Here is a 26,816-nt window from a genome sequence, read left to right on the forward strand (position 1 = left end):
AAACCTCTTATTGAAATTGTTTCAAAAATGCTTTAAGATTCCGTGCGGCTTGACGAATGCGCTTTTCATTCTCAATCAATGCGATTCTTACATAGCCCTCACCATATTCACCAAATCCTACACCCGGACTTACAGCGATTTTTGCTTCTTGGAGCAATCTCTTTGAAAACTCCAAACTTCCCATATCTCCCACACAAGAGGGTAACTTTGCCCAAATAAACATACTCGCCTTAGGCTTTTGCATTACCCAACCTGCCTCACCAAAGCTTTTAATCAATACTTCCATACGCTTTTCATATTGAGATTTAATCTCTTCCACGCAAGATTGATCACCATCAAGCGCAATGGTAGCAGCAATCTGCAAGGGTGTATAAATGCCATAATCAATCCAGCTTTTAATCTTTTGCAACGCTTGGATAATTTTTTTATTTCCCACCACAAAGCCTACACGCCAACCTGCCATATTGTAAGTTTTGCTCAAAGTATAACTTTCCACCGCCACATCTTTAGCGCCCTCTATTTCAAGAATACTTGGCGTTTTAAAGCCATCAAAACATAACTCTGCATAAGCAATATCAGAAATAATATAGAATCTCTCTTGTTTAGCAAAAGCCACTAAACGCTCATAAAACTCCCTATATACAACAATAGTTGTGGGATTGTGCGGAAAATTGACTACGACAAATTTCGGACGCGGCATCACTTCTCTCAATACACGTTTGATGTTTATAAAAAAATCCTCTACATCAAGTTCCATTTGCTCATTCCACTTTAAGCCAAAAGTTGAAACATTTGCGCCATTAAGAATAAAAGCATAATAATGTATAGGATAAGCTGGTTCGGCTACGATTGCATTATCTCCGGGATTTGCAATAGCTTGCACAAGATGCACATAGCCCTCTTTACTCCCCATTGTTACACACGCTTCAGTCTCTGGATCTAGCTCTGCTCCATATGTACGCTTATACCATTTACAAATTGCCAAACGCAATTTATAAATGCCGCGACTGACAGAATATCCTTGGTTTTTACCTTTTTGTGCTGCTTCACAAAGCTTTTGAATAATATGCTCTGGTGTTTTTCCATCAGGATTGCCCATAGAAAAATCAATCACATCTTCATTATTGCGCCGCATTTCTAATTTAATCTCGTTAATAGCAGCAAAAACATATTTTGGCAAACGTTTTATTTTATCAAATTCAATTTCATCAAACATATTCTCTCCTCTGTGTTATTTCATATATTGATTCTATCGGAGATTCGCAGAAATGCCACCTTTAAGACTTTCTGAACTATCATAATCCGTAATCATCACAAACTTTACGCCTTGAGGAATCTTCACTTTAAGTGAAGCATTTGAGCCTACATTGCTCACCATATCCACTATGCCAAGATTCTTATCATAAAGCACCACTCTTGGATTCCATTTAGGAAAGTCAATAGCTTGGATATATAAATCCCCTGCCGTATTCACATCTAGCCAATACTCTCCAGAAGCTTCGCGCAAATTCAATGTTGCAGACTTTGCAAGGAATTTTGTATTGGGCAATCGCGGCTCATTGACCTCAAGCACATACTCCCAACTTTGCGCATTTACACGATTAATATCAAGGCAAATAAAACCGCGTCTTCCCAACTCATCAATAATAATTCCCATATCTGGGCTATGTTCGGTATTAAAAGAAAATTGTATGCTTGATAATCCATTACTCAACTCGGCTTTGCTAATAACAAAATATGAATAGCCCATTGTTGTAAGAATATTATTGCCAATTTTTGTAAGTAAAATAGGGCTGGTACGCGCACTAAAATTGAGCCTCACTTCACTTGGCTGTCCAAAACGCGAAGAAAGCAAACCATTATTCTTAAGCGCATAAACAATCTTAGCAATATCAAGGCGTCCGCTTGTGTAATACATATTTTTGTTTGCAAAGATTCTGTTTATAAAATGTGCATTGAGCTGATAATTTTGCTCACCCATTAAGTTTTGTATTTTCTCATCAAATGCGTCAGCCCACGCACAAACAGCCAAACTTACGATGAATAACCATCTTACCATTCCAAACCGCCATTGAGTTGTTTAAAGCGTGTATAACCTACATCATTCAAATTTGCACCATCATAATACATTCTCACAGGGTGTTTAGCTCCGTGAGAAATATCCTTGCCATTAAGTGTGAGCGTAAAGCCACTATGCCCCATAACAAAAAGCATTTTATGATTAAGTTTAATATCATATTCTTTTTTATAAGCAAATTGCTCTTTGCTCCCTGTCTCAAGATTAATTATACCTAACCATAAATCGTTATCAGCCCGAATATGCAAAATATTATCATTGTTTGAAAATTGTGCCGATGTGCTTACATTATTTTCGTTATTTTCTGCATTTTGTTGCGTTATGTTTTGCTGTGTGCTTTGTGAAGTAAAAAAGAAATTTTGCTCTGGGTGATTATTTTCGCTCGTTTGTTCGTGTATTTGATTGGAATCTTGCTCTACTTGTGGCTGAACTACATCTTGAGATTGCAATTCGTGCATATCTTGTTTATTTGAAGCTTCTTCTTGCAAAGATTGCTGGGCGGGTTGTGTGCCAGATTCTGTTTGTTCAAGAGGTTTTGTAGTATCAAAAAACATACCATCATAGACCCCATCACCCTCACTGCTAGAATGAGAATCTTTGCTAGAACTAGAATATGTTGCTTGTGAAGGCATATTCTGATAATCTTGCATAAATGCTTTATATGCAAAATATCCCATAAATGCAAGAAGTATGAGCACTAAAATAACATAAAGCCAAGTATAAGATTCATTGTCGGATTTAGTAGTAGGCTTAGTTTTAAGTGCTAAATCAAGCACACGATTTTCATATTTTTTTTGTTCTTGCTTCTTCTCTTCTTCCTCTTTGTTTTCTTTTTCAACTAAATCTAGCAATTTTTGAGTGCGTTGCTCTTCATCTTGCTTACTAATAACTTGTGAAACACTTTTAATATCTTCTTTTTGCGTTTGTTGTTGTAAAGTAACCCAATCTCGCAAATCCACACCATATTCACGCTCTAAGATTGCAATGAAACCTTTTGCTCGGACTCTATCAATCTTATCAAAACGTTTTTCAAGCACATCTTCAATTTTTGAGCTTGCAAGCTTCGTATTTTTGCTAATTTCTTTTAATCCAATAGCCTTTAATTTGGCAAGTTCCTCATCAAGAAATGTGGTATTTATATTATTATTATTCCCTTGCATTGTTTATCCTATCTATTAAAATTCCTGCAGCCACAGCCACATTGAGAGAATCAAAATGATGCTCCATTTTTATAGAGAGGATTGTATCAAGTTTGTGCTTCAATCGCGCTGATAAACCTTCAGATTCACTCCCTAAAAATAAAACCCATTTCTTTTTCACACTGCAACTCTCCTGCCCTTGCATATCTGCACCTATGAGCATAAAATCTGCATTTTTTAACTCGTTTATTATATCAAAGATATGTGGAAAAACACCATAGGGCATATGCAAAAAAGCACCACTTGAAAGGCGAGCTATGCTTTCTATGGCTTTTTGGTTGAGATGTGATAAACAAATTACCACCCCTCCCACACCCAAAGCATAAGCAGTGCGAAAAATTGAGCCGATATTCCCAACATCAGTGATATTACAAAGTACAAGGAGAGAATCTTTGCTTTTGAGCTCATTGAAACTCAGCGGACTTGGTGGCGTGATAGAAGCTAAAATACCTTGATGATTTCCGCCGTGTGCGAGAGATTGTGCCTTTTTCATATCCACGCGTTTTATAGGTTTATCCAATCGTGCAAGTTGCTTAAACTTATCCTTTGGTAATTCTTTAGCAAGATATATTTCCTCAATACACTCTGCACAGGTATTTAAAGCATAAAAAATCGGTTGTTTTCCATAAATAATCACTTGCTCACCTTAAAATATTTTCATAGCATTGTTTGATACTTTGCCCGCTTATTTTGCTTAAGATTTTAGCCTTTATTTTAGGTGGAATATCAAGCGTAAAAATATCTGCATAGCTCAAAGTTTTTTCTTGTTTTATATGAGGGTGGCTAAAATCAAATATAATTACCCATTCGCCCCGCATTGCAACATCTTTAAGCATAGCAATTACTTCTTGTGCATTGCCATAATATCTCTGTTGATGAAGTTTGGTAAGTTCTTTTTGCACAACAATGCGCGTATGAGGTAGAAGCAAGGCAATATCGTGCAATGTCTCTAAGATTCTATGGGGGCTTTCATAGCAAATAACACTATAAGAATCTCCCAAATCTAAATGAGAGAGCTGTATCAGTTTGGAATGCCTCTGTGTCTTTTTATGTGGCAAAAATCCTGCAAATACAAAAGGCGTGGATTCTATACCACTCCCACAAAATGCCACATTAAGCGCACAAGCTCCGGGCAACACATCAAAATCAATATTATGTGCAATTGCATAAGAGACAAGCTTTGCGCCCGGGTCGCTAATACAAGGTGTGCCTGCATCACTCAAATAAAGCACACAAGATTCAAACATTTCTTTTTGTAAAGAATCTATAAATTCATTTTGGTTATGAGAGTGAAAAGATTTAAATTGCTTAGATTCTATAAAAGATGAGCAATCCTTATCAGTGGGTATTTGAAGCAAGGAACGAGAGATAAGGAGTTCTAAGAGTTTTTTTGCAACTCGTGTATCTTCGCATAAAATAATATCGGCTTGTTTAAACGCCTCCAATGCCCGTAGAGTAATATCTTCAAGATTCCCTATGGGAGTTGGCACAAGTATGAGCACAGGATTATTTCATATTATATTTTTGTCGGAATTTTTCAACGCGTCCGGTAATATCTGTGATTTTATCGCTTCCTGTATAAAAAGGGTGGCAAAAGCTTGAAATATCAATACGAAGCTCACTTTTAGTGCTTAAAACTTCAAGTTGTTTGCCGCTTGTTACACAAGTTACTTTGCAGGGTATATATTCAGGGTGGATACCTTTTTTCATAAAATGTCCTTTTCAGCTAAGATTTTTTGCGCATAAAAATGCGATTCTATCAAACTCTGCTTTAATTCCTGCTTTAATGAATAAATTTGAAGCGAAGAAAGAATCCATAAAGAGCAAATGCCCCCTATGGATTCTTAAATACAATACTCAGGGATTAGAATCCAAATTTTGCAAACGCAAGGGCTGAATGCTGCCATTTATCGCCATTAGTAACATTGCCGATAAAATTGCCAAGTGTGCTATTAGCATCTACTTTACCTGTGCCGACATATCCAGCTCCAAGGCTAAGATGCATTTTATCGTTTCCTTGCCAGATTTTAACCGAACCAATCGCAGAAATTTCCTCATAATCACCACCGGCATAGAGCAAATCAATAGCCGCACGCCGAGTCTCTACTCCACCAAATACATAATAAGTATCGCCATAGCCAAGGAAATTTCCTACACCTGCTCCACTCATACCACCACGATAACCATAGAATCTCGCCCTATCTCCATAGTTAAGAAGGTTATTATTTTTGCCTTGATTAATATAGCCAAGACCAATTTTGAAAATATCACTGATTCTCACTTCTTCATCAACCCATAATGTAAGTCCGCTTGCACTTGAAGCGCTACCTGCAATATTATCAATGCCCCACACTGCGCGCAATGTAGTAAATGACCTTAAAGCACCACTACCAACATCAAGCAGAGCTTTTCCACCAGCATTTAAAATGTCTCTTTGAGCTACTTTTGTATTTTCGTCTGTTAAATATGAAACAAAAGGAGAAACTTTGAGCGCACCAAAATCAATATCTATTCCGCCACTAAAAAGCTCGCCCATATTGGCTTTTTGATGTTGATAAGTATCAAAGCTTGAAAGCTCATAACCCATTCTATTGTAAGCTTGTCCTGCACCAAGTTGAGAGTTTCTCCAATATGCCCACAAACTTACTGCACCACCATCAATATTAAGTGCAGCACCTTGCACATTACCATAAATCCAATCTACACCTGTATAATTTTTACCATCTTTACCAAGATAAAATTCACCCATATCAAAACGTCCAAGTGCAAAACTTAATCTTCCACCATCATAACGCAAATACGCATCAGATACATCACCATTTTTGGGGAATGCAATATCACCTACTGCACCATCAACACCTGTACTATAAGCCGGATAACCACCCCAAGCACCAATTCCAATACTTAAACTTGAGCTAAGCCCAATATCAAGTCCTGCTCTTGCACTTATATTTGCATAAGCTCTTTGCACTTCTTTTCCATCTTTGTTTTGTATGCCCAAACCACCGAATCCTTGATGATAAAAAGCACCCAAATGCCCAAAGGGATTGACTTCTACTGCATTTGCACTTATTGCCATAGCTGTTACCACAGCAAAAGATATATAATATTTGTTCATTATTTTCTCCTTAAATAGATTAAAAACTTACTCGTGCAAAAACGCGAGTAAGCAGATAATTCTCGCCATCAGCGGCAAAAATTGAATTATCCAGCGTAAAATCGGCATTATTTATCATACCTATAATCTTAGCTCCTAACTTGATGTTATTTTGAGGTTGAGAAGTAAGACCCACTTCCCAATTAAAAATATTTTTAGAACCAATAGTTGTATGGCGAATTGCTCCATCAAGCTGCATATATTGCTTAAAATCATATTCTGCGAATGCATACAAAGTTGTCGCATTATTATAAAACAATCCTTCTCTTCGTTCAAAATAGCTACTCTGTCCAAAAGAATCTATCCCTCTTGCACCATTTTGATGTACTGAAATCACCCCTCCTCCTGTGTTTAGCCCAAGCCATTTTGCTCCCCCCTCTAACCATACAAAACCACCATCACCATCTGCAGTTTGAGTATCAATAACCCTAGTTTTATCTTTGCTCACAAAAGATAAAAAGTGCATCTTTCCATAAAGCGTAGCATTACCAGCAGGCACTGCAACAAGCACTTTTAAGGCAAATGAGGTAAAATCACCCGGCGCAGTGTATATATAGGGGGTAATTTGTAATGGAGATTCTGGCAAAGTAATTGTTGCCCCAAAATACATTGCCCCCATATCACCAAAAGGATTCCTGAATCTATCCATACGATAGTCTGTAACATAGGCATTTCTCCAAGCCCAAATAAAATCAAATTTTACATTTTCTATATCTTCATAAGTTACTGCTGCGCCTTGTGTATAATGCTTAATCCACTCACTATCAGTTTTAAATCGTCCCGCATACATACTTATGCGATTTGGATTCACAAAACTTGCATAGGCTTCTGTAAGAACATAATTCTCTTTTACTTTTGAAAAATCCCCATTATGCACTTGAAAAAGCTTTGTTGTAGCCCACATAGAACCGCCAAATCCTATACCCCGAAAACGTTGCGTTTGATAAGCAAGCGAAACATTTGCATCAATAAAACTAGGTGCTCCCCCTGTCATATATTGATAATACAAACCCATATGTCCGCTTGGACGTCCTGTGAGAAGTAAATGTGCTAGATTATTTGCATTTGCAATTTCGCTTAAAGCAAGCAAACACGCAATAATCGCTATTATTTTTTTCATAAAATCCCTTTAGTGCCTCTTCTAATTCCTTTTAGAATCTAACTTCAAGGGCTTCTAGCAAAAATAATTCCATTTTATTGCAAAATTAATCTGTATCCACATTTTCGGCATAGCTCACAAGGTATATGCCCTTTTTGCAAACTCAGTGCAAACTCTACAAATGCTTGAGAATCCAATATATCTACCAAACTCTGTTCTTTGAGATTCCCAAAACTCGCCTGCGCATTATAATCTATGCAACAAGGCACAAGTTCCCCATTGCTTAAAATGCCAATTTGCTTTTGCGCTCCATAACACAATGGTTTTGCGGAGTATTGGCTGCTTGTATTATCTAGTGTGGCAAGTGGCGCAAATGTATCTTTTTGAATCTCCCAATCAAAAGAATGCGTGGGATTCAAAAATACTTTTTTGCCAAGTTTTACACGCTCTTGCCCCAAGGTAATATCAGAAAGGTCAAAATATGCTCCAATCTCACTAAGCATTTGCACAAAATATTTTTCTTGATGTGAAATGTCATTACTATGGAATCGCAAATTCACAAAAATAGGCGATTGAAGATGTATATTAAAGGCACAAAAATCTAAAATACGCCTTAAATGTGCCTTTTTGAGTTGATGAGGATTTGCTAAAAATGCACTTAATGAAAATGAAACCTGCACAAATGGCTCTTGTGTAAGCAGCTCAAAATGTTTTTTACGCAAAAATAACCCTGTGGTTACCAAATCCACCTTGAGATGATAGTTTTTAAGTATTTTGACATACATTTCAAAATGTTGCACACTTAAAGGGTCGCCGAGTAAATGCAAACACACTCTTCGCGTTTTACCTTCAATCTGCGCACATATAGATTCAAAAAGTGCCAAATCCATTATTCCACGCCTCTTGGAAAGCGTATGGCTCGGACAGAATCCACACGAGAGAGCACAATAATCACTTAGCTCAATATAAACTTTTTCAAACAACTTCATTAATAATATACCTTTATCATAAAATAACATTATATTATTTTCTCACTTATTCCATATAAAGAATAGGCTCAATTCAACTCACTCAATAGAATATTATAGGTAAAACCACAATTTTTTTTATATATATACACTCATTAAAGTTTATTCCATTTATATCAACTTTATAAAATTTTAATCTTTTTTTGTTATGATTGTTTTTCTATTTATTATTTTTAAGGAGACATTATGGCAACAAAACACCAGTTTGAAACCGAAATTACGCAACTTTTAGACTTAATGATACATTCTTTGTATTCTCACAAAGAAATTTTTTTACGAGAACTCATCAGTAACGCATCTGATGCACTTGATAAACTCTCATATCTCACGCTTACACAAGAGAATCTGAAATCCCTTTCTTTTGAGCCCCGTATTGATATTTCTTTTGATGAGGAAAAAAAAACCATTACCATAGAGGATAATGGGGTAGGTATGAATGAAAGTGATATGAAAGAACATCTTGGTATTATTGCCAAATCTGGCACAAAAAGCTTTCTCTCACAGCTAAGTGGAGACAAAAAGAAAGATTCTGCACTTATTGGGCAATTTGGTGTGGGCTTTTATTCAGCCTTTATGGTTGCTCATCGTGTTGTGGTGCAAAGTAAAAAAGCAGGAGAGGAAAAAGCTTATGCGTGGGTGAGCGAGGGCAAAGGTGAATATGAAGTAGGCGAATGTGTGAAAGAATCTCAAGGCACACAAATCACACTTTATCTACGCGATGAAGATGCTCATTTTGCTTCACGATGGGAGATTGAGAGTATTATTCATAAATATTCTGAACATATTGCATTTCCTATTTATCTTGCATTCACAGAATCAAAATTTGAGGGTGAGGGCGAAAATAAAAAAGAAACAAAAGAAAATAAACAATCTCAAGTTAATACAGCTAAAGCTCTATGGAAAATCCCCAAAGCAGAGCTAAAGGATACAGATTATAAAGAATTTTACACTACGCTCTCCCACGATAATAATGAACCTATGCGTTGGATTCATACCAAAGTTGAAGGTAATTTAGAATATACCACACTCTTTTATATCCCTCAAAAAGCTCCATTTGACCTTTTCCGCGTAGATTATCAATCAGGCGTGAAACTCTATGTCAAGCGCGTATTCATTACCGATGATGATAAAGAACTTCTACCTCCATATTTGCGCTTTATACGAGGTGTCATTGATAGCGAGGATTTACCGCTTAATGTCAGTCGCGAAATCCTCCAGCAAAATAAGATTCTCGCCAATATCAAATCTGCCTCAACAAAGAAAATTCTAAGCGAAATTGCAAATATTGCTAAAAATGAGGAAGACTATAAAGCCTTTTATGAACAATTTGGTAAAGTGCTTAAAGAGGGCTTATATAGCGATTATGAAAATAAAGAAAAGATTTTGGAATTATTACGATTTGATAGCTTTAAGTCAGAGCATATCTCGCTTAAAACTTATAAAGAATCTATGGGAAGTGAGCAAAAAAGCATTTATTATATGCTTGGTGAAAACAAAGACGCACTTAAAAATGCACCTTTACTTGAAAAATTCGCACAAAAAGGTTTTGATGTGTTGCTTTTAAGCGATGAAATTGACGCGGTAGTAATGCCAATGGTGGGCGAATATGACAAAGTGCCACTTAAAAGTATTAATTCCAAAGAGGCACTAGAAGAATTGGGAGAGGAGGCGATTGATGAAGCAACGCAAAAAGCTTACGAGCCACTCATAAAAAGCTTTCAAGATGCTCTAGGAGACCAAATCGCTGAAATAAAACTCTCAAGCCTTGGTGATGCACCACTTACACTCATCAAAGAAGATGCTAATCCAATGATGGCAAATCTTATGGCACAAATGGGGCAAAAAGTGCCAGAAACTAAACCCGCACTCCAACTTAATATCACACATCCTCTTTTTGAAAAACTCAAAAACGCGCAAGAAGACAAAATCAAACAAAGTGCATTACTGCTTTTTGGGGCTGCCCTTATCCTTGAAGGTAGCACACTTAACAATGCTAAAGACTTCAATACACAACTGAATGCCCTTTTACTCCAAAGCCTCTAAGGCTTTGAGCTTAAAAACTCATTCATAAAACATTAATACAATATAAGGCAAGAGGGTTACTCAAATGAAAGTAAAGGAATAAATAAGATTTGTTTCAAGACTAAAACAACCTTAATTTGAGGCTTAACTCATAGAATCTAAAATGAGCCTCTTAATATTTTCACACAAGTTTTAATGGAATCAATGAGATATTCTATATCTCTTATAGTATGTGTATAGTGGATACTTACTCGCAGCCACATTGGTTTTTTTTCATAACTACCATCAGGTATAAGATAATGCCCATAAGGACCCGCACAACTACACCCTGCTCTTGTTTGTATGCCAAATTTCTTACTCAAAAGCGCGCATAAATCAAGGGGTGAAATTGAGCCGATATTAAAACTCACTATACCTAATCTCTCTGCCGATAAATCCCCATAAATACTTATGGCAGGTATTTTTTCAAGCTCATATAAAAAGGCTTGGGTGAGAATCTTCTCTCTACACCTAATCCATTCTAACCCAACTTCATTGCGCAATTTATAAGCTAATGCGCCATAGAGCAAGCCTAAAATAGGTGGAGTGCCTGCCTCTTCACGCAAGGCTATATCATCAATAAAACAATGTGTCGTATCATTAGCATATTGAATCACGCCCCCACCTGCAAAAGTTGGAGGAAGATCTGTGTTAAGCAAAGACTTTCTTATTGCCAAAATTCCACACGCTCCCACACCTCCTAAAAGCTTGTGGGGTGATAGAAATGCTGCATCAAAATTTGTGGAATCTACCTGCATATAAGGTGATGAACTTGCCATATCAAGCGAGATAATAGCCCTATAATCTCTAAGTAACCCAATACAAGATTCTAGCGGTGTGAGAATCCCTGTAACATTAGATGCCACACTCAAAGAAGCTATAATTTCGCTGTGCGTATTTTCTTTTTTGATATTTTTTAAAATCTTTTCTAAATGCTTTATATCAGGCAATCCCTCTTTATTAAAGGTAATTTTGTGTAGATGGCAAAGCCCTTCACGATAACTCATTTCATTAGAATGATGCTCAAACCCACTAATAATCACTTGAGGCAAACAAAGAGTGCGTGTATGCTTGTCATAATCTTTAAGTTGCTGAAGAAAAGTAGGCTTTGGTAAAAAAAGATTTGTGTTTAAATGTTGCAAATGCGACAAACTGCGTGGAGGCACATAAATCCCCATAATTTCTTGAAATTTTTTAATCCCAAAACTTGCTCCACTTCCTCCAGCAATAAGCACAAAATCCTTACTCAACCCAAGCGCATCAGCGATACTTTCCTTTGCCTCTGCATAAAGTTCGCTCATTAAGGTAGCATTAGAAGCTATATGAGAATGTGTATTAGCATAATAGGGCAAAATAGATTCTATACGCTTATTGATTGCTTTATAAGCCAATCCAGAGGCTGTGAAATCAAAATAATAATGTTTAGAATCTAAAATGGTATTTGAACGAAGTTGTGAAAGTTTGTCATAACGGCTATCAAGCAAAGGTGCAAAAAAATGATGAATAAGTTTAGCAATCTTTGAATGCGTGTGCAAAAGAGCCATTGCTTTTCCTCTCAAAGAAATTGTATAAATTGTATTTTTGCATTTTTATGCGAACTTCTACAAGCTGTTACTTTATGTATCTTTTTGTGCATATAAGTATAGAGCAAATGCAATCTCTTATCTACACTTGCAAAGACATTGTCATAAAAGCATTGCAAGCATAAATATAAAAAAGTTTGAAAATAAAAAAACATATAAATGGGAAGTTTTGGGATAATCTTTTGGATAACTTTCACTTTACTTTCCTTATTATTTAGGATTTTTATTATACAATATTTAAGAGCAAACCATTATACAGGGTTTTGGTTTCTATAACAAAATTTAAGTAGTAAGGAGAACACAATGAGGGAAGAGTTTGAACAATTCATTAAGGACTACAAAACACACGTAAGTGAGCGTAATGCGCAGGGTATTCCACCCTTACCCCTTAATATATCGCAAACACAAAGTGCTATTGATATGTGTAAGGACACAAGTATAAGCTCTGAACAAAAAGCATTTGCTAAAGAATTGCTTATCCATAGAGTAAGTCCGGGCGTAGATGCTTCTGCAAAACTAAAAGCGGCGTTTTTGGGAGAAATACTCCTAAAAAACAAACAAGATTGGGGATTTACTCCAAATGAGGCTGTAACTTATCTAGGCACAATGCTCGGAGGTTATAATGTAGCACCACTTATTGAGGGACTTTCTCTTAATGATAATACACTTGCAAAAGCTTGTGCTGATGCTCTCAAACATACACTTTTAATCTATGATAATTTTGAAAAAATTGCTGCACTTAACACACCTCTTACTCAAGAAATTATTCACTCTTGGGCTGAAGCAGAATGGTTTAAAAGCAAAGAAGGCTTAAAGGAAAAAATTAAAGTATGTGTATTTAAAGTTGATGGTGAGACAAATACAGATGATTTAAGCCCAGCAGGTGATGCTTTCACACGAAGCGATATTCCTCTACACGCTAAAGCTATGCTCAAGAGCCGAATTGAAAACTTTGAGCAACGTATAGAATCTGCAAAGAATAAAGCTGCGCAAAATGACGCTGTTGTAGCGTATGTGGGCGATGTTGTTGGTACAGGAAGTAGTCGTAAATCTGCGTGCAACTCTATTATGTGGCATTTTGGTAAAGAGATTCCATTTGTACCCAATAAAAAAAGTGGTGGTATTGTTATAGGAAATGTCATCGCTCCCATATTCTTTAACACTTGCGAAGATAGCGGCGCACTTCCCATTGTTGCCGATGTAAGCGAACTTAAAGATGGCGATATTATTGAAATTGATACACTCAAAGGAGAAATCATCAAAGATGGAAAAGTCGTAGCAACTTTTAATTTAAATCCTATAACCTTAACCGATGAAATTCGCTCTGGCGGTAGAATCCCCCTTATTATTGGTAGAGGATTAAGTGCTAAGGCAAGAGAATATCTTAAACTTGGCAAAAGTGATGTTTTCAAAGAAGCTAAACAACCTACTCCAAGCACAAAAGGCTATACTCTAGCACAAAAAATGGTAGGACGCGCTTGTGGTGTAGAAGGGGTGCGTCCGGGAAGCTATTGTGAGCCAAAAACAACAACCGTTGGTAGCCAAGATACCACAGGTGCAATGACACGTGATGAAATCAAAGAACTTGCCGCATTAAGTTTTGGTGCAGATTTTGTGCTACAAAGCTTTTGTCATACTGCAGCATATCCAAAACCAGCAGATGTTAGCTTACACGCAACTTTACCAAACTTTATTTCTGAACGTGGTGGTGTAGCCCTACGACCAAAAGATGGCGTCATTCATTCGTGGCTTAATCGTATGTGCCTACCTGATACGGTTGGCACAGGTGGCGACTCTCATACAAGATTCCCTATTGGTATTAGTTTCCCTGCAGGAAGTGGCTTAATTGCTTTTGCAGCAGTTACTGGCTCTATGCCTCTTGATATGCCAGAATCTGTGCTTGTAAGATTCAAAGGCAAACTTAATCCGGGCATAACCTTACGCGATTTGGTGAATGCAATTCCTTATTATGCAATTAAGCAAGGACTTTTAACCGTTGAGAAAAAAGGTAAAAAGAATATCTTTAGTGGGCGAATTCTTGAAATTGAAGGTTTAGGAGATTTAAAGGTTGAACAAGCCTTTGAACTTAGTGATGCAAGTGCCGAAAGAAGTGCAGCCGCTTGTAGTGTGCGCCTCAATAAAGAACCCATTATTGAATATCTAAGCTCAAATATTAAACTTATAGAATCTATGATTGCTCAAGGCTACCAAGATGCAAAAACATTACAACGTAGAGCTGATAAAATGAAAGAATGGATTGCAAACCCTGTGCTTTTAGAACCAGACAGCGATGCTGAATATGCTGCCATTATTGAGATTGACCTTGCTGAAATCAAAGAGCCGATTTTAGCTTGTCCTAATGACCCTGATGATGTGGCAACTTTGAGCGAGATTCACGCTGATTCCAAACGTCCAAAAAATATTGATGAAGTATTTATTGGAAGCTGTATGACAAATATTGGACACTTTAGGGCATTTGGCGAGATTGTTAAAAATGAAGGGCAAAGCAAGACACAGATTTGGATAGCACCTCCTACAAAAATGGATGAAAAACAACTTACCAAAGAAGGGTATTTCTCACTTTTTGGTGCAGCAGGTGCGAGACTAGAAGCGCCCGGTTGTAGCCTATGTATGGGAAATCAAGCGCGTGTGCGTGATAATGCAGTGGTCTTTTCTACTTCAACACGTAATTTTGATAATCGTATGGGCAAAGGAGCACAAGTTTATCTAGGAAGTGCTGAACTTGGTGGTGTATGCGCAATGCTTGGAAGACTTCCAAGCGCACAGGAATACCTTGAAATTGCTCCCAAAAAGATTGATAGTAAGAAAAACAATATCTACACTTATCTCAACTTCCACCTTATGCAAGACTTCGCCCTCTAAGGCGGGGCTTGCCACTACTTTATGATTCAAAGTATTATGTTATCAATAAGCGAATTTAGGCTTTTAAAGGGATTTTAATTCGTAAAAATATATTATTCATTAATGATTCTATCCAAGGCTTACTCTAAAGGATTTACTGATGAACAACACTATACAAATTGATGTACGAGATTTACCCTGTCCAGAGCCAGTTTTAAAGGCAAAAAAAGCACTTTTAGGTATTAATGAACATACTCTCAAGCTTCATAGCTATGAAATAATCGGTAACTCACCCTCTTCCAAAGAAAATCTTATGCGTTTTTTAAATACCGAAGGTTTTGAGTTTGAAGTAGGTTTTGGACGCGATGAGCAATTTATGATTATTCTTAAAGGCAAAAAAAGCAAACAAAGTGCGCATAAAGATAAAATAATCCCCAAAATGATGCTTATTAAAAATGATCGCGTAGGTGAAGGAGAACTTGGAGGTATGCTCATTAATGGTTTTATTAAATCTCTTCTGCAAACCGATATATTGCCACAAAAGATTTTCTTTGTTAATCGCGGGGTTTTGCTTACTACTGATAATAAAGAAGTAGATAATACTGAAATTGTAGAAGCACTTAAAGAGCTTGAAAAACAAGGTGTTGAAGTTTATTCGTGTGGTTCGTGCTTGAGTTATTTTTCACTTACGGAACGACTTAAGGTTGGTATGATAGGCAATGCTATTCAGGGTGTGCAAAATATGCTTCTTGCCGATAGTCTTATTTCACTTTAGGATAATTATATGGTAGATTACCAGCTTACACAGCATATTCAATGTGCGGGTTGAGCAGCTAAAGTGGGTCTGGCAGACTTATCACAAATCTTTAGCGGTATCACCCAAAAGCCAAATCCTCTACTTATTACAGGATTTGAGAGCAATGAAGATTGCGGCGCAATGCTCTATGCGCCAAATGATGAATACGCTATGCTTTCAAGTGTAGATTTTATTACGCCTGTGGTTGATGACCCTTACCTTTATGGACAAATCGCAGCGGCTAATGCTCTAAGTGATGTTTTTGCAATGGGAGGTGAAGTCAAAAGTGCGCTTAACCTGCTTATGTGGGATAATATACATTTTGATAATGCAGTGGCAAATACTATTTTAAAAGGCGGACTAGATAAAATTACAGAATCTGGTGCATTGCTTCTTGGCGGACATACTATAAAAGACAAGGAGCAAAAATATGGCTTGGCAGTAAATGGTATAGTGCATAAGAATCGTTTATGGCGCAATCACACTGGACATATAGGCGATATACTTGTATTAACAAAGCCTCTTGGCAGTGGGATTCTTACCACTGCCATAAAAGCTCAAATGCTCTCCCAAATAACTGAAGTAACACAAACAATGGCTATGCTCAACCTCTATGCTGCTCGTATCGCACAAAATTATGAGATTCACGCTTGCACAGATATTACAGGATTTGGGCTTATTGGACACGCTTTTGAAATGTGTGGAAATATAAAAAATCAAAATGAAAAAAGCATACTTTTTTACACCAAAGAAATCCCTCTTTTTGACAATATAGAATCATTTTCTCAAATGGGTATCATTCCGGGTGGATCATATGAAAACAAAAAAGCTTTGCAATCTCAAGTTCAAATACAATGCACACTTAAAGATGACATTTTTTATTATGATGCGCAAACTTCCGGTGGTCTCCTTTTTGCTCTTCCTTGTAATCAAGCAAAATCATTTGTTGAGCAATTACATAAAGCAGGTATTATACACGCGAATATTATTGGTGAAATCATACCTAAAACAAAAATATCTATTATTTTAGGATAAATATTTTCCATTTGAAAAAAATATATTTCCACCGATTGTAAAAACTAAAATTCTCAAATACTTTGGGAGGATATTATATGCAATTTAATACTATAGATGCTTTAGTGCGTAAATTTTATATGTTAAAAGAAAAGGGATTTGTAGCAAACTCAAACTATAAAGAAGATTTACAAAAAATACTCTCTGAAGAAGAATTTACAATGTTTAATACAATGTTTGAACAAGATAGTATTGACAAAGCTATTGATAATGTCAAACACTCCTATACAGCTGGATATGCCAAAAAACAATGTGTGATTAATATTTTATCTGAACCCAAAATTACCCAAATCGCTTCGGTTTTACTTAAAGGTTCTCAAACAGATGCACTTGAAAAAGCCATTCGCCTAAGAGAACATACCGATAAGGCAAGTATCATATTTTTAGAATTTATGCGCAGTATTGAAGATAAACTTTTAACTTTCCTTACCTCACGCATAAATAATTTTCCTAGCAATATCTCACCTGATAATTTCACACAAACCCTTGCACGCAAAGAAATTAGTCTGAGCAATGTAGCACGATATTTTGGTGGAGATTTTGAAAAAGCATACCTTGGCGATAAAGGTGTGGGCAAAACATATTTTGATTTTCTCACCTGTCAAGTATTAGAAAAACACAAATTTATGCGCACTGAAGATGTTCAGCGCCTTTTGCTTGTTTTTATTTGGAACTCACTTCCAACCTTTTTAAGCAAAACACGTTTTACTTCCGTAGGAAGTGTGCATTAACAGGTTTTAGTTCATTGCAAACGCTTTGCTAGAATGGAATGTGTTATATCACTGAGATAAAATTCCTCATTGATATGAATATCACTTATTTTACAAGCTTTCCCATCTTTGCTTATCTGCGCATATCCACGCGTGCAGAGCGAGCGCGGATTCAAAGCATTAAATACTTCCAGCATACGCTCATATTCATATTGGCACTGCTGAATTTTCTCTTCACGCCGCATTTTGAGAGATGAAAGTATATGCTCATATTTGATTATTTTATCCTCAAGCACTGCATTCATAGAATCTTGCATCATCTGCTTTAAAATATGAATTTGCTCAATCTTCGCATAATAGCGTTGCTCAAAATTATAAAGTTTAAAATATTCCCTCACCCGCTCTAATGCATCACTTTTAAACACAAGCTGCTGCTTGAGGGCATAAAAATAAGTATTCATCATTTCATCAAGTATGCGCAAATATTCATTTTTATCAGGCAAAAGCATCTCCATAGCTGCCGAAGGAGTAGGTGCTCGCACATCAGCAACAAAATCACTGATAAATACATCAATCTCGTGTCCCACAGCAGAAATAATAGGTGTTTGGGCAGAATAAATAGCATCTGCTACACATTCTTCATTAAATGCCCACATATCCTCCATACTGCCTCCACCTCTTCCCAACACGATAACATCAAAGCCTTCAGATGTGCCAAAAAAACTATCAGCGCGTTTGAGATTCTCTACTATGGAATCTTTTGCTCCCTCACCTTGCACAAGTGTATTAAAAAGTGTGATATGCACAAGATTCCAACGCTTATGTGCGACTTTGAGCATATCTTCCTTTGCTGCACCTGTGGCAGAAGTGAGCAAAGCAATGCGTTTAGGGAATTTTGGCAGAGACTTTTTATGAGCAGATTCAAAATAACCCTTTGCGCTAAGCTTTGTTTTGAGCGCTTCATACGCTTGAGAGAGTTCCCCTAAACCAGCAAGTGTAATACTTTTGCATAGAATCTGATATTCTCCTTTGGGCACATAGACACTAAGTGAGCCCATTATCAACACACATTGTCCTACTTCAAGCTTAATTTTTAAACTACGCGCATTGCCTTTAAACATCACACAGCGCACACTTGAGTTTTCATCTTTAAGAGTAAGATAAATATGTCCGCTTGTATGGATTGTTACACTACTTATCTCGCCACGCACACAAATATCCATAAAAGTAGATTCTAAAATACTTTTAATCTGTGCATTAATCTCACTTACTCCTAAGGCTCTCACTTCATCTCCTTGAAACAATGAAATCATTCTATCACATTAGAACTTTTAAAGACTTTTTGCTACAATAGCATTATCTCAACACAATGAAGGTAAATGATGCAAAAAGTAAATAATGAAATATTCTTATGCAGTATTTGTAATGTCAGCTCTGGAAACTGCCCGGAAGATTGCAAATATTGCACTCAAAGTGCGCATTATGGCACACAGATTCAAAAATACAAAAATAAAAGCATTGATAAAATATTGCAAGAAGCAAAAACACTACGCGAATATGGCGCATTAGGATTTTGTCTTGTAACCGCAGGACGCAGTTTGGAATCCCAAAAATGCGAATACATCGCTCAAGCTGCAAATGCAATCAAAAAAGCAGATTTAGGTTTGCACATTATTGCGTGTTGTGGCAGTGCTGATGTAGATTCTCTTAAATACCTTAAAGCCAATGGCGTGGATAGCTATAATCACAATTTGGAGACTTCTAAAGAATTTTTTCCACATATTTGCACGACACACACTTGGAAAGAGCGATTTGAAACCTGCGAAAACACTCTTAAAGCCGAATTAGGATTGTTATCCGGAGGTATTTTTGGCTTAGGTGAAAGCTGGAGTGATAGAATTGAGCTACTCAAACATTTGCAGATTCTCTCTCCTCATACAACTCCTCTTAATTTTTACATTGCTAATGAAGCCTTGCCTCTCCCTATGCAAACCCTAAGCACACAAGAAGCGCTAGAATGTGTAACTCTTGCGCGTGAATATCTCCCAAATACGCGATTAATGATTGCAGGAGGGCGAGAGGCAGTTTTTGGAGATAATCAAAAGCCACTCTTTGAAGCAGGAATTAATGGTGTGGTGTTAGGTGATTATCTCACTACTGATGGCAAAGCGCCCAAAGATGATGTAGCAATGATAGAATCTTATGGCTATGTCGCCGCGACAAATTGCCACTAAGGAAAATAAAATGTTGCCTATGCAAAAAGAACAATGTATTGCTAAAATTTGGCTCAAATCGCGTAGCCTCTTTGATATATTGTGGATTAAATTAAAAAGCATTTGGGATTTTGTCGCTGATAAAGAGTTGAGTTTTTATGCGGCTTCGCTTAGTTTTTACACCGTTTTTGCAATTATCCCACTTTTAATGATTGTTTTTTCTATCGTAATGAATCTCCCTAACTTTCAATCTCAAATTGAGCAAATCCGAGAACTCATACTCTCTAATATTCTCCCCACGCATACTGATGTGATTTCTAGTTATCTTGATACTTTTATGAAAAATAGCTCGGCACTAGGTATGATGGGGCTTGGCTACACACTTGTAGCCTCTGTAATGTTTTTTCGCAATTATGAATACATTGCGGCAAAAATGTTTAATTCAACGCCTCGCAAGTTTTTTGATTCTCTTGTGATGTATTGGACAATGATTACACTTTTCCCTGTGGTGCTTGCTTTCTCAATTTATTTTAGCGGCGAAGTGCAAAAAACACTCAAAGGCACAGCAAATTTAAGTCTTTTATTTGATTTGATACCTTATTTGCTCACTTGGGCGATGTTTTTCTTACTCTTCAAACTCTCGGCAAACAAGCCTCTCAAGCTCCTCGCACTCTTTAGCTCAAGTCTTTTAACGACAAGTGTATGGTTACTGACAAAATGGGCTTTTGTGTATTATGTATTTTATAATCAAACTTATAAAAGTGTGTATGGACCCATTGCTATTTTTCTTTTTATGATGTTATGGATTTATGTATCGTGGTTTGTGCTGCTTTATGGAATGCGCTTTTGTGAGGGCTTTGGCACGAATTTTGGCAAAACGCTTGAAGAAAAATATGGCATTAGCACCACAGAAGTGTGATAGGAGTGATTTAAAAGTGGAGGCAAGCCCCCCCCCTGATAATACCGAAGACTCTTTACATTCTTAAAAGCTTAAAATATAGCGCGCACCAATATTGTAGTTACGAGTAGCTGTAAGTTTTACTTGATTACCTTGTATATCCCCGTCAAATAATATCATAGGAACAAAAGGCACTCGGACTATGGCTTCTAAGCTATGCTTAGAATCTACCACGCTACGCAAACCAAGATTCAAAGCCACATCAAGCCCTGTTTTTTTAAGACTTGCACCAGCTGATTTAATATCGCTGAACTCCTTATTATATAAATGCCATTTTTGCTGCTCGTTCAAGAAGCTCTTTTGCGCCTTTATCTATAAATTTTTGTGCGAATGCTATGCCTAGATTCTCACTTGCAGCTCTATCTTCTATATGTATAGAATCCTCTATACTATCTTGCAACACTTCGCTTCCATCGGGCAGCCCTACTATGGCTTGAAGTGTGAGTTTGTTGTGGCTAAATTGTGCATACACGCCTATTGGCACTTGACAGCCCCCCTCTAATGTGCGCACAAACGCTCTCTCTGCGCTTACACAAAGCGCACTCTGCACATCATTGAGTGCAGCAATCCTATCAAAAAATATAGAATCTTTACGCATTTCTATCCCAAGCGCACCCTGCCCCATCGCAGGTATCATAAAATCTAAAGGTGTGATATAAGGCACATTTTGTGTATTGATGTTAAGCCGATTCACTCCTGCTTGAGCGAGGATAATTGCATCAAACGCACCATTATGGAGCTTTTCTAATCGTGTTTGCACATTACCACGCAAACTTAATGTATCTAAATCAGGACGATATTTCTTAACCTGCATTGAGCGGCGCAAGGAAGTTGTCCCTACTTTTGCTCCTTGTGGTAAAGCATCAAGATTAGGATATTTTACACTTAAAAAACAATCATTTGCACTCTCGCGTTGAGTAATAGCTGCTAAATTAAGCTCTGGCACAAACTCCACAGGCACATCTTTGAGGCTATGCACAGCCAAATCAATATCCTTGCTCAAAAGCATTTCTTCTAGCTCTTTTGTGAAAAGCCCCTTTCCACCGATTTTTGCCAAAGGTACATCAAGGATTTTATCACCGCGAGTTTTGATGATTTGTATGCGAGATTGCAAACCGCACTCTGCTTGAAGACGAGATTTAATATATTCAGCTTGCCATAAAGCCAATACACTTCCGCGTGAGCCGATAACTAGCTCCCTATCTGCCCTGCTTTGCTCTGCCATATCCGCTCCTTATGCTATGATTTTAAGTATCTCATCAAGCAGTATCTCTTTATCATTGGCACAAAGCTCATATTTTTTTAAACCCTCACGTTTAATGAGCTCTACTTTGCCCTCATTTAAACCCTTACCTACAACCAAAGCAAAAGTAAAGCCAAGCAATTCAAAATCTTTCATTTTCACGCCAAATCGCTCATCTCGTTCATCTAATAACACATCAATGCCGCGCGCACCCAATTTTTCGTATAAAGCACTGCCAAAATCATTTTGCATAGAATCTTTGGTATTTGAAATAATAATAGCTATATCAAATATACCCACTTCTTTGCTCCATACGCAGCCCAAATCATCACTTTTTTGCTCTAAGATTGCGGGCAAAATACGCGAGATTCCAAAGCCATAGCAACCCATAATAAGTGGTTGTGCTTTACCATCTTTATCCAAAAACTGCGCATTCATCGCACGCGAATATTTATCGCCTAATTTAAAAATATGCCCAACTTCTATGCCCTTAGTATAATAAAGCTCTTTGCCGCACTTGGGGCACAAATCTCCCTCTTTGCTTTGGGCTATATCTGCATATTCCAAACCCTCAAATGTGCTTAAATCCACACCCACAAAATGATAATCCTTTTCATTTGCGCCACAGATAAGATTTGAGGCTTCTTTCAAACTCTCATCAAAATAAATATGTGTAGCTTGGGTAATATGACGCAATCCATAAGCACCGATAAATCCTACTTCCAATCCAGCCTCTTGAATCTCCTCCACACTCGCATCTTCTAAAGCAATATAACAATTTGTATGCTTATTGATTGCATTGAGCATTTTTGTCTCTTCGCCCTCATCATCGCCACGTACAAAAAAATACACCAATTCACTTTCATTATTAGCCTTGAGGGCTTTTTTTACTATTGCTTTGATTATCCAAAAGGCATCAACTTTAAAAAATGCACTTAAAGATTCTATATCTTTTACATCAGGGGTAAAGAATCGTGCAAAAGCGGCTTGAGGTGCATTGCTATCATATTTTAGCTCATTTGGACGTGGCGCAGTGCGTGGTGCTCTCTTGCTCGCTTCAATATTTGCACCATATTCACAGCCCTTGCATACAACAATGGTATCTTCCCCACAAGGTGCTAATACCATAAATTCTTTGCTTCCACTTCCGCCAATCGCTCCAGAATCTGCTTCCACAACCTTAAACTCTACACCCATTCTTTGTAGAATCTTTTTATATGTCGCTTCCATAACATCAAATTCTCTATCCAAATCTGCATAACTACTATGAAAGCTATATCCATCTTTCATAATAAACTCGCGCCCACGCATAAGCCCAAATCGCGGACGCAGTTCATCGCGAAATTTACTCTGAATCTGATAGAGATGAAGTGGGAGCTGCTTATAGCTTTTAATCGTATTTTTCGCAATGTACGTTATGACTTCTTCGTGTGTAGGTCCAAGCACAAATTCATTCTCTTTCCTATCCACAAAGCGCAAAAGCTCCCTGCCATATTGTTCATATCGTCCAGATTCTCTCCATAGCTCTGCAGGAGTAACAAAACCCATAAGAATCTCTTGCGCACCACTCTTGTCCATTTCTTCTTTGACAATAAAGCGCACTTTATCAAGGAGTTTTTTTCCAAGCGGCAAAAAATTATAAATACCACTACCAACTTGCTGTATAAACCCCCCACGCACAAGATATTGATGACTTTTAAGCACCGCATCTTTGGGAGATTCTTTAAGAGTATTGACAAAAAGTTGTGAAAATCTCATAGCATTCCTTTAAAAAATAGTGTCTTTCTCGCATTTGTAGCTATGAAGCATAACAACATCATCGCTAATGTCAAACACATTTTTCATTGCCTCAATAATCGGGTCGCCTTGAGGATTCTCACTTGCCTGTTTAAGTCGTATAGTAGGCTGATGTAAAAAAGTATTAAAAGCTCCGTGCAGAATCTTCTCTACATTTTGCTGATATTCCGCTGGTAAAAATCCTTTTTTTACTGCCCTATCAAGCTCTTTAAGAGCAGAAGCTTTAGCAAGGTAGCGAATATGTTTAATAACAGGGTCAATTCCCAAAGTCTGAAGCCATCTAAAAAACTCTACACTATACTGCTCAAGAATCTTTTGTGCCTTTTTTGCACTCTCTTCACGCGCATTTTTATGTTCTTGCACGATTTCTTCCAAATCATCAACACAAAAAATATCTAAGTTGTCCATTTGTATATTTTCTATATCACGTGGCAGAGCTAAGTCAAACCACCACCTTTGCTTTGGACTTGCTTGCACCATATGAGATTGAATGATACAATTTGGAGCACTCGTAGCACTAAAAAGCACTTCATACTCTCCCAAAAGCTGCTCTAAATGTTCCCAAGATTCTATATTTATGCAAGAGTCAAACTCTAAGGCAAGTTTATGTGCGTTTTCTTTTGTGCGACTTACAAGTGTGATTTGTGCGTTGGCATTATGGAGATGTTTGCACGCAAGGCGTCCCATTTCACCACTACCGATAACCAAAATAGGTAGATTCTCTAAAGTTTTATTGCATAAAGCAAGTTTTTGCTCTGCCATACGCACTGCCGTAGAAGCTACTGATACACTATGGGCTGAAATATCTGTTTCTTTTCGCACACTCGCGGCACATTTAAAGGCAAAGTGCATAAGACGAGTCATATCTTTAGCACAAAGTGCATTATCAAAGGCAAGTTTATAAGCAAGTTTGAGCTGTCCTGTAATCTGTGTCTCCCCTATAACCAAACTATCAAGGCTTGAAGCTACGCTAAAAATATGATAAATCGCATATTGATTCAAACGCACAAGCGCAATATTTTCTATATCCTCTAGTGCTATATTTTTATGCGTGGCAAAACACTCATAGATGTGTTGCTTTGCTCGTTTTTTATCAATCATACTTACATAGAGTTCCACACGATTACAAGTGCAAAGCAAAACACTCTCTCTAATGCTATCACATACATTAATCTCTTGCAAAAATGGCACAATCTCTTCTTGGCTAAAACTAAGTTTCTCGCGCGTAGTAATATCTACATTTTTATGTGAAAAACTCACCACCATATATTGCACTTCCATTTTTTCTTGCATTCTTTCCTCCCTAAAATGTCCTCTCAACCATTTGTGTAACAATATCCTTAAGTTTTTCATTGCCCTCATTTGCAATCGCTTGAAGAGCTTTATTTGCATAATATTGAGCATCTGCAATACTTTGAGCAATACTATTATGCTTTTGCATTTGCATTCTTATCCACGCTTGTTTTTCCTCATTGAGATTTACACCATAGCATTCAAGTAATTTTGAACGCTCATCTGCATTGAAATGTTCATATAAATACATATAAGGAAGAGTTGTTTTGCCCTCTTTAAAATCACTCATTGAAGGCTTGCCAAGTGTTTGAGAATCTTGAGTAATATCTAAAATATCATCAATAATTTGAAAAGCAATGCCTAAATTTTCACCATAGATTCTATAAATATTTTTGTTTAAGCCCTTTAAAATCGCTCCACATTCAGCAGCAGCGACAATAAGTGCAGCTGTTTTATCCGCACACATACGAATATATCGTTCTTTATCTGTATGAAAAGAAAGTGAAAGTTTTACATCTTCAATTTCACCCACAGAAAGCCGTACAACTGCAGAAGAAACGCTTTGAGCCAATCTGACATCAAGACAACTTAACTCATAAAATGCCTTAGAATATAGCACATCACCAAGCATTATCGCGTTTTTATTGCCAAAAGTAGCATTAATAGAAGGCATACCACGTCTTGTAAGAGATTCATCAATCACATCATCGTGTAGAAGCGAGGCACTCTGTATCATTTCAATGAGCGCGCACACTCTCAAAACATCTTCATTTATATCGCTAATAGAAAGCAAAAGTTTGCTACGAAGCATTTTGCCATAACTCAAGTGTCCATATAAAACATTCACTTCTTCATTTTTGCATTCTTGAATATAAGCGTGAATATACGCCTTAATACGCTCAAGTGCAAATTGTATATTCACGATGCTTGTCCTTGAGTCGTATTTTCATTTTCTTCTGTTTCTTGCTCCTCATCTTCTTTTTTATTTTTACTTGGAGAAATACTCTCATCAAGCACTGCTGCACCCTGCCCCTCAATATAGAGCTTTAAATGTGCTTTTTTATCTTTATCAGCAAATTCCTTAAAATACATAATTAAATGTGGATCATCTTTTTGCGTACTATTGCCTCTTCCAAGTGATATTTTATATGCATTACGTTGATAATCTGTATATAAAAGCACTTGATGATTAAATTTATCATAGCGAATATGCAGTATGAGCCCATAGTTCTTATACAGCGTCCAACGAAATTCAAGCTCTTTTTGCACTGCGCCCACGTTAAAATTAGCTTTATATATTTGCTCTTTTTCAAGAGATAAGTCTTTTTCCCACGCCCAAACAGGAGCTAAAGCATACATCGTGCAAGAAAGCAAGAAAGGGGTAAAACATAAAAAGATTTTATTCATAATTACCCAATATTTTTGCCATTGATTCTATCGCAAGGTTATCTTTTGCCACGCGTAATTCCTCCTTATGCGCTTCATCAAAACGATAATGAGCAAATGCAGATTCTATATCTACACCTTGATGTTCTAAAAGTGCTTCATACACAGCTATACGCTCTAATAATGCCTCAAGCTCTAATCCTACTAGCGTAGGTGAAGCATTAAGAATAATTTCTTGCCATTTTTGCAATGGTGTGCCCTCAAAAAATGCGTCCATAAA

General features: G+C 37.1%; 26 protein-coding genes. 7 read left to right on the top strand and 19 right to left on the bottom strand.

Annotated elements, in window-relative coordinates:
• Positions 1-7: 7 nt before the first annotated feature.
• The 9 genes from OQH61_RS03010 to OQH61_RS03050 all read right to left on the bottom strand — a co-directional run bounded on the left by OQH61_RS03010 (position 8) and on the right by OQH61_RS03050 (position 8,521).
• A complete protein-coding gene (locus OQH61_RS03010; protein ID WP_266025796.1) occupies positions 8-1,216 on the bottom strand; it encodes an LL-diaminopimelate aminotransferase in 1,209 nt (402 codons plus the stop codon).
• A gap of 33 nt (positions 1,217-1,249) precedes the next feature.
• Entirely contained in the window at positions 1,250-2,059 is an 810-nt protein-coding gene (locus tag OQH61_RS03015) for a hypothetical protein (RefSeq protein ID WP_266025797.1), read from the bottom strand.
• Positions 2,053-3,237, bottom strand: coding sequence for a hypothetical protein (locus OQH61_RS03020; protein ID WP_266025798.1), 1,185 nt, complete (start codon positions 3,235-3,237; stop codon positions 2,053-2,055). Before OQH61_RS03020 ends, OQH61_RS03015 begins: the two co-directional genes overlap by 7 nt.
• On the bottom strand, positions 3,224-3,913 hold the full coding sequence (rlmB, locus tag OQH61_RS03025; RefSeq protein ID WP_266025799.1) for a 23S rRNA (guanosine(2251)-2'-O)-methyltransferase RlmB: 690 nt from the start codon (positions 3,911-3,913) through the stop codon (positions 3,224-3,226). The genes OQH61_RS03020 and rlmB overlap by 14 nt, the downstream gene beginning before the upstream one ends.
• Positions 3,914-3,917: 4 nt before the next feature.
• On the bottom strand, positions 3,918-4,778 hold the full coding sequence (gene rsmI / locus OQH61_RS03030; RefSeq protein WP_266025800.1) for a 16S rRNA (cytidine(1402)-2'-O)-methyltransferase: 861 nt from the start codon (positions 4,776-4,778) through the stop codon (positions 3,918-3,920).
• 4 nt (positions 4,779-4,782) lie between these two features.
• A complete protein-coding gene (rpmE, locus tag OQH61_RS03035; protein WP_011116583.1) occupies positions 4,783-4,986 on the bottom strand; it encodes a 50S ribosomal protein L31 in 204 nt (67 codons plus the stop codon).
• Between the two features lie 154 nt (positions 4,987-5,140).
• Positions 5,141-6,394, bottom strand: coding sequence for a hypothetical protein (locus tag OQH61_RS03040; RefSeq protein ID WP_266025801.1), 1,254 nt, complete (start codon positions 6,392-6,394; stop codon positions 5,141-5,143).
• A gap of 19 nt (positions 6,395-6,413) precedes the next feature.
• Entirely contained in the window at positions 6,414-7,553 is a 1,140-nt protein-coding gene (locus OQH61_RS03045; RefSeq protein ID WP_266025802.1) for an Opr family porin, read from the bottom strand.
• Between the two features lie 74 nt (positions 7,554-7,627).
• Entirely contained in the window at positions 7,628-8,521 is an 894-nt protein-coding gene (locus tag OQH61_RS03050; protein ID WP_266025803.1) for a radical SAM/SPASM domain-containing protein, read from the bottom strand.
• Between the two features lie 222 nt (positions 8,522-8,743).
• Between OQH61_RS03050 and htpG the strand changes: the two genes are divergently transcribed.
• Positions 8,744-10,603, top strand: coding sequence for a molecular chaperone HtpG (gene htpG, locus OQH61_RS03055; RefSeq protein WP_266025901.1), 1,860 nt, complete (start codon positions 8,744-8,746; stop codon positions 10,601-10,603).
• A gap of 137 nt (positions 10,604-10,740) precedes the next feature.
• Here htpG and OQH61_RS03060 read toward each other — a convergent pair whose 3' ends face one another.
• Together OQH61_RS03060 and OQH61_RS03065 are read right to left on the bottom strand one after the other, a co-directional pair.
• A complete protein-coding gene (locus tag OQH61_RS03060) occupies positions 10,741-12,165 on the bottom strand; it encodes an aminotransferase class V-fold PLP-dependent enzyme (RefSeq protein ID WP_266025805.1) in 1,425 nt (474 codons plus the stop codon).
• 11 nt (positions 12,166-12,176) lie between these two features.
• A complete protein-coding gene (locus OQH61_RS03065; RefSeq protein WP_266025806.1) occupies positions 12,177-12,401 on the bottom strand; it encodes a hypothetical protein in 225 nt (74 codons plus the stop codon).
• A gap of 106 nt (positions 12,402-12,507) precedes the next feature.
• Here OQH61_RS03065 and acnB point away from each other — a divergent pair, with 106 nt between their 5' ends.
• From acnB to OQH61_RS03085, 4 genes are all read left to right on the top strand, one after another.
• Positions 12,508-15,087 carry a bifunctional aconitate hydratase 2/2-methylisocitrate dehydratase gene (gene acnB, locus OQH61_RS03070; RefSeq protein ID WP_266025807.1) on the top strand — a complete coding sequence of 860 codons (2,580 nt, stop codon included), beginning with the start codon at positions 12,508-12,510 and terminating at the stop codon, positions 15,085-15,087.
• Between the two features lie 139 nt (positions 15,088-15,226).
• Entirely contained in the window at positions 15,227-15,841 is a 615-nt protein-coding gene (gene yedF / locus OQH61_RS03075; protein ID WP_266025808.1) for a sulfurtransferase-like selenium metabolism protein YedF, read from the top strand.
• Positions 15,842-15,904: 63 nt separating this feature from the next.
• On the top strand, positions 15,905-16,897 hold the full coding sequence (gene selD / locus OQH61_RS03080) for a selenide, water dikinase SelD (protein ID WP_266025809.1): 993 nt from the start codon (positions 15,905-15,907) through the stop codon (positions 16,895-16,897).
• Positions 16,898-16,974: 77 nt separating this feature from the next.
• Positions 16,975-17,667: a hypothetical protein gene (locus OQH61_RS03085; protein WP_266025810.1), complete on the top strand. Its 693-nt coding sequence runs from the start codon at positions 16,975-16,977 to the stop codon at positions 17,665-17,667.
• Positions 17,668-17,678: 11 nt separating this feature from the next.
• Here the strand turns inward: OQH61_RS03085 and xseA are convergent, their stop codons facing one another.
• The gene (gene xseA, locus OQH61_RS03090) at positions 17,679-18,932 is read right to left on the bottom strand and encodes an exodeoxyribonuclease VII large subunit (RefSeq protein WP_266025811.1); all 1,254 of its coding nucleotides are present in this window, start codon (positions 18,930-18,932) and stop codon (positions 17,679-17,681) included.
• Positions 18,933-19,028: 96 nt separating this feature from the next.
• Here xseA and OQH61_RS03095 point away from each other — a divergent pair, with 96 nt between their 5' ends.
• Together OQH61_RS03095 and OQH61_RS03100 are read left to right on the top strand one after the other, a co-directional pair.
• Positions 19,029-19,880 (top strand): biotin synthase, encoded by an 852-nt coding sequence (locus OQH61_RS03095; RefSeq protein WP_266025812.1) that lies wholly within the window; start codon positions 19,029-19,031, stop codon positions 19,878-19,880.
• A 10-nt stretch (positions 19,881-19,890) separates the two neighbouring features.
• A complete protein-coding gene (locus tag OQH61_RS03100; RefSeq protein WP_266025813.1) occupies positions 19,891-20,778 on the top strand; it encodes a YihY family inner membrane protein in 888 nt (295 codons plus the stop codon).
• A 63-nt stretch (positions 20,779-20,841) separates the two neighbouring features.
• On the opposite strand, the gene OQH61_RS03105 is transcribed toward OQH61_RS03100, so the two are convergent.
• Genes OQH61_RS03105 through OQH61_RS03135 form a run of 7 tightly spaced genes read right to left on the bottom strand, consistent with a single transcriptional unit; the run spans position 20,842 to position 26,813 of the window.
• On the bottom strand, positions 20,842-21,108 hold the full coding sequence (locus OQH61_RS03105; protein WP_266025814.1) for an outer membrane beta-barrel protein: 267 nt from the start codon (positions 21,106-21,108) through the stop codon (positions 20,842-20,844).
• Positions 21,077-22,042: a hydroxymethylbilane synthase gene (gene hemC / locus OQH61_RS03110; protein ID WP_266025815.1), complete on the bottom strand. Its 966-nt coding sequence runs from the start codon at positions 22,040-22,042 to the stop codon at positions 21,077-21,079. The genes OQH61_RS03105 and hemC overlap by 32 nt, the downstream gene beginning before the upstream one ends.
• A 9-nt stretch (positions 22,043-22,051) precedes the next feature.
• The gene (locus tag OQH61_RS03115; protein WP_266025816.1) at positions 22,052-23,818 is read right to left on the bottom strand and encodes a proline--tRNA ligase; all 1,767 of its coding nucleotides are present in this window, start codon (positions 23,816-23,818) and stop codon (positions 22,052-22,054) included.
• Between the two features lie 9 nt (positions 23,819-23,827).
• The gene (gene hemA, locus OQH61_RS03120) at positions 23,828-25,150 is read right to left on the bottom strand and encodes a glutamyl-tRNA reductase (RefSeq protein ID WP_266025817.1); all 1,323 of its coding nucleotides are present in this window, start codon (positions 25,148-25,150) and stop codon (positions 23,828-23,830) included.
• A 10-nt stretch (positions 25,151-25,160) separates the two neighbouring features.
• Positions 25,161-26,072 carry a polyprenyl synthetase family protein gene (locus tag OQH61_RS03125; protein WP_266025818.1) on the bottom strand — a complete coding sequence of 304 codons (912 nt, stop codon included), beginning with the start codon at positions 26,070-26,072 and terminating at the stop codon, positions 25,161-25,163.
• Positions 26,069-26,557, bottom strand: coding sequence for a hypothetical protein (locus OQH61_RS03130; protein ID WP_266025819.1), 489 nt, complete (start codon positions 26,555-26,557; stop codon positions 26,069-26,071). The genes OQH61_RS03125 and OQH61_RS03130 overlap by 4 nt, the downstream gene beginning before the upstream one ends.
• Positions 26,550-26,813 carry a DUF2018 family protein gene (locus OQH61_RS03135; RefSeq protein WP_266025820.1) on the bottom strand — a complete coding sequence of 88 codons (264 nt, stop codon included), beginning with the start codon at positions 26,811-26,813 and terminating at the stop codon, positions 26,550-26,552. The genes OQH61_RS03130 and OQH61_RS03135 overlap by 8 nt, the downstream gene beginning before the upstream one ends.
• Positions 26,814-26,816: the final 3 nt, after the last annotated feature.

Origin of the sequence: Helicobacter sp. MIT 21-1697 (assembly GCF_026241255.1) — a bacterium.
Classification (GTDB): Bacteria; Campylobacterota; Campylobacteria; order Campylobacterales; family Helicobacteraceae; genus Helicobacter_C.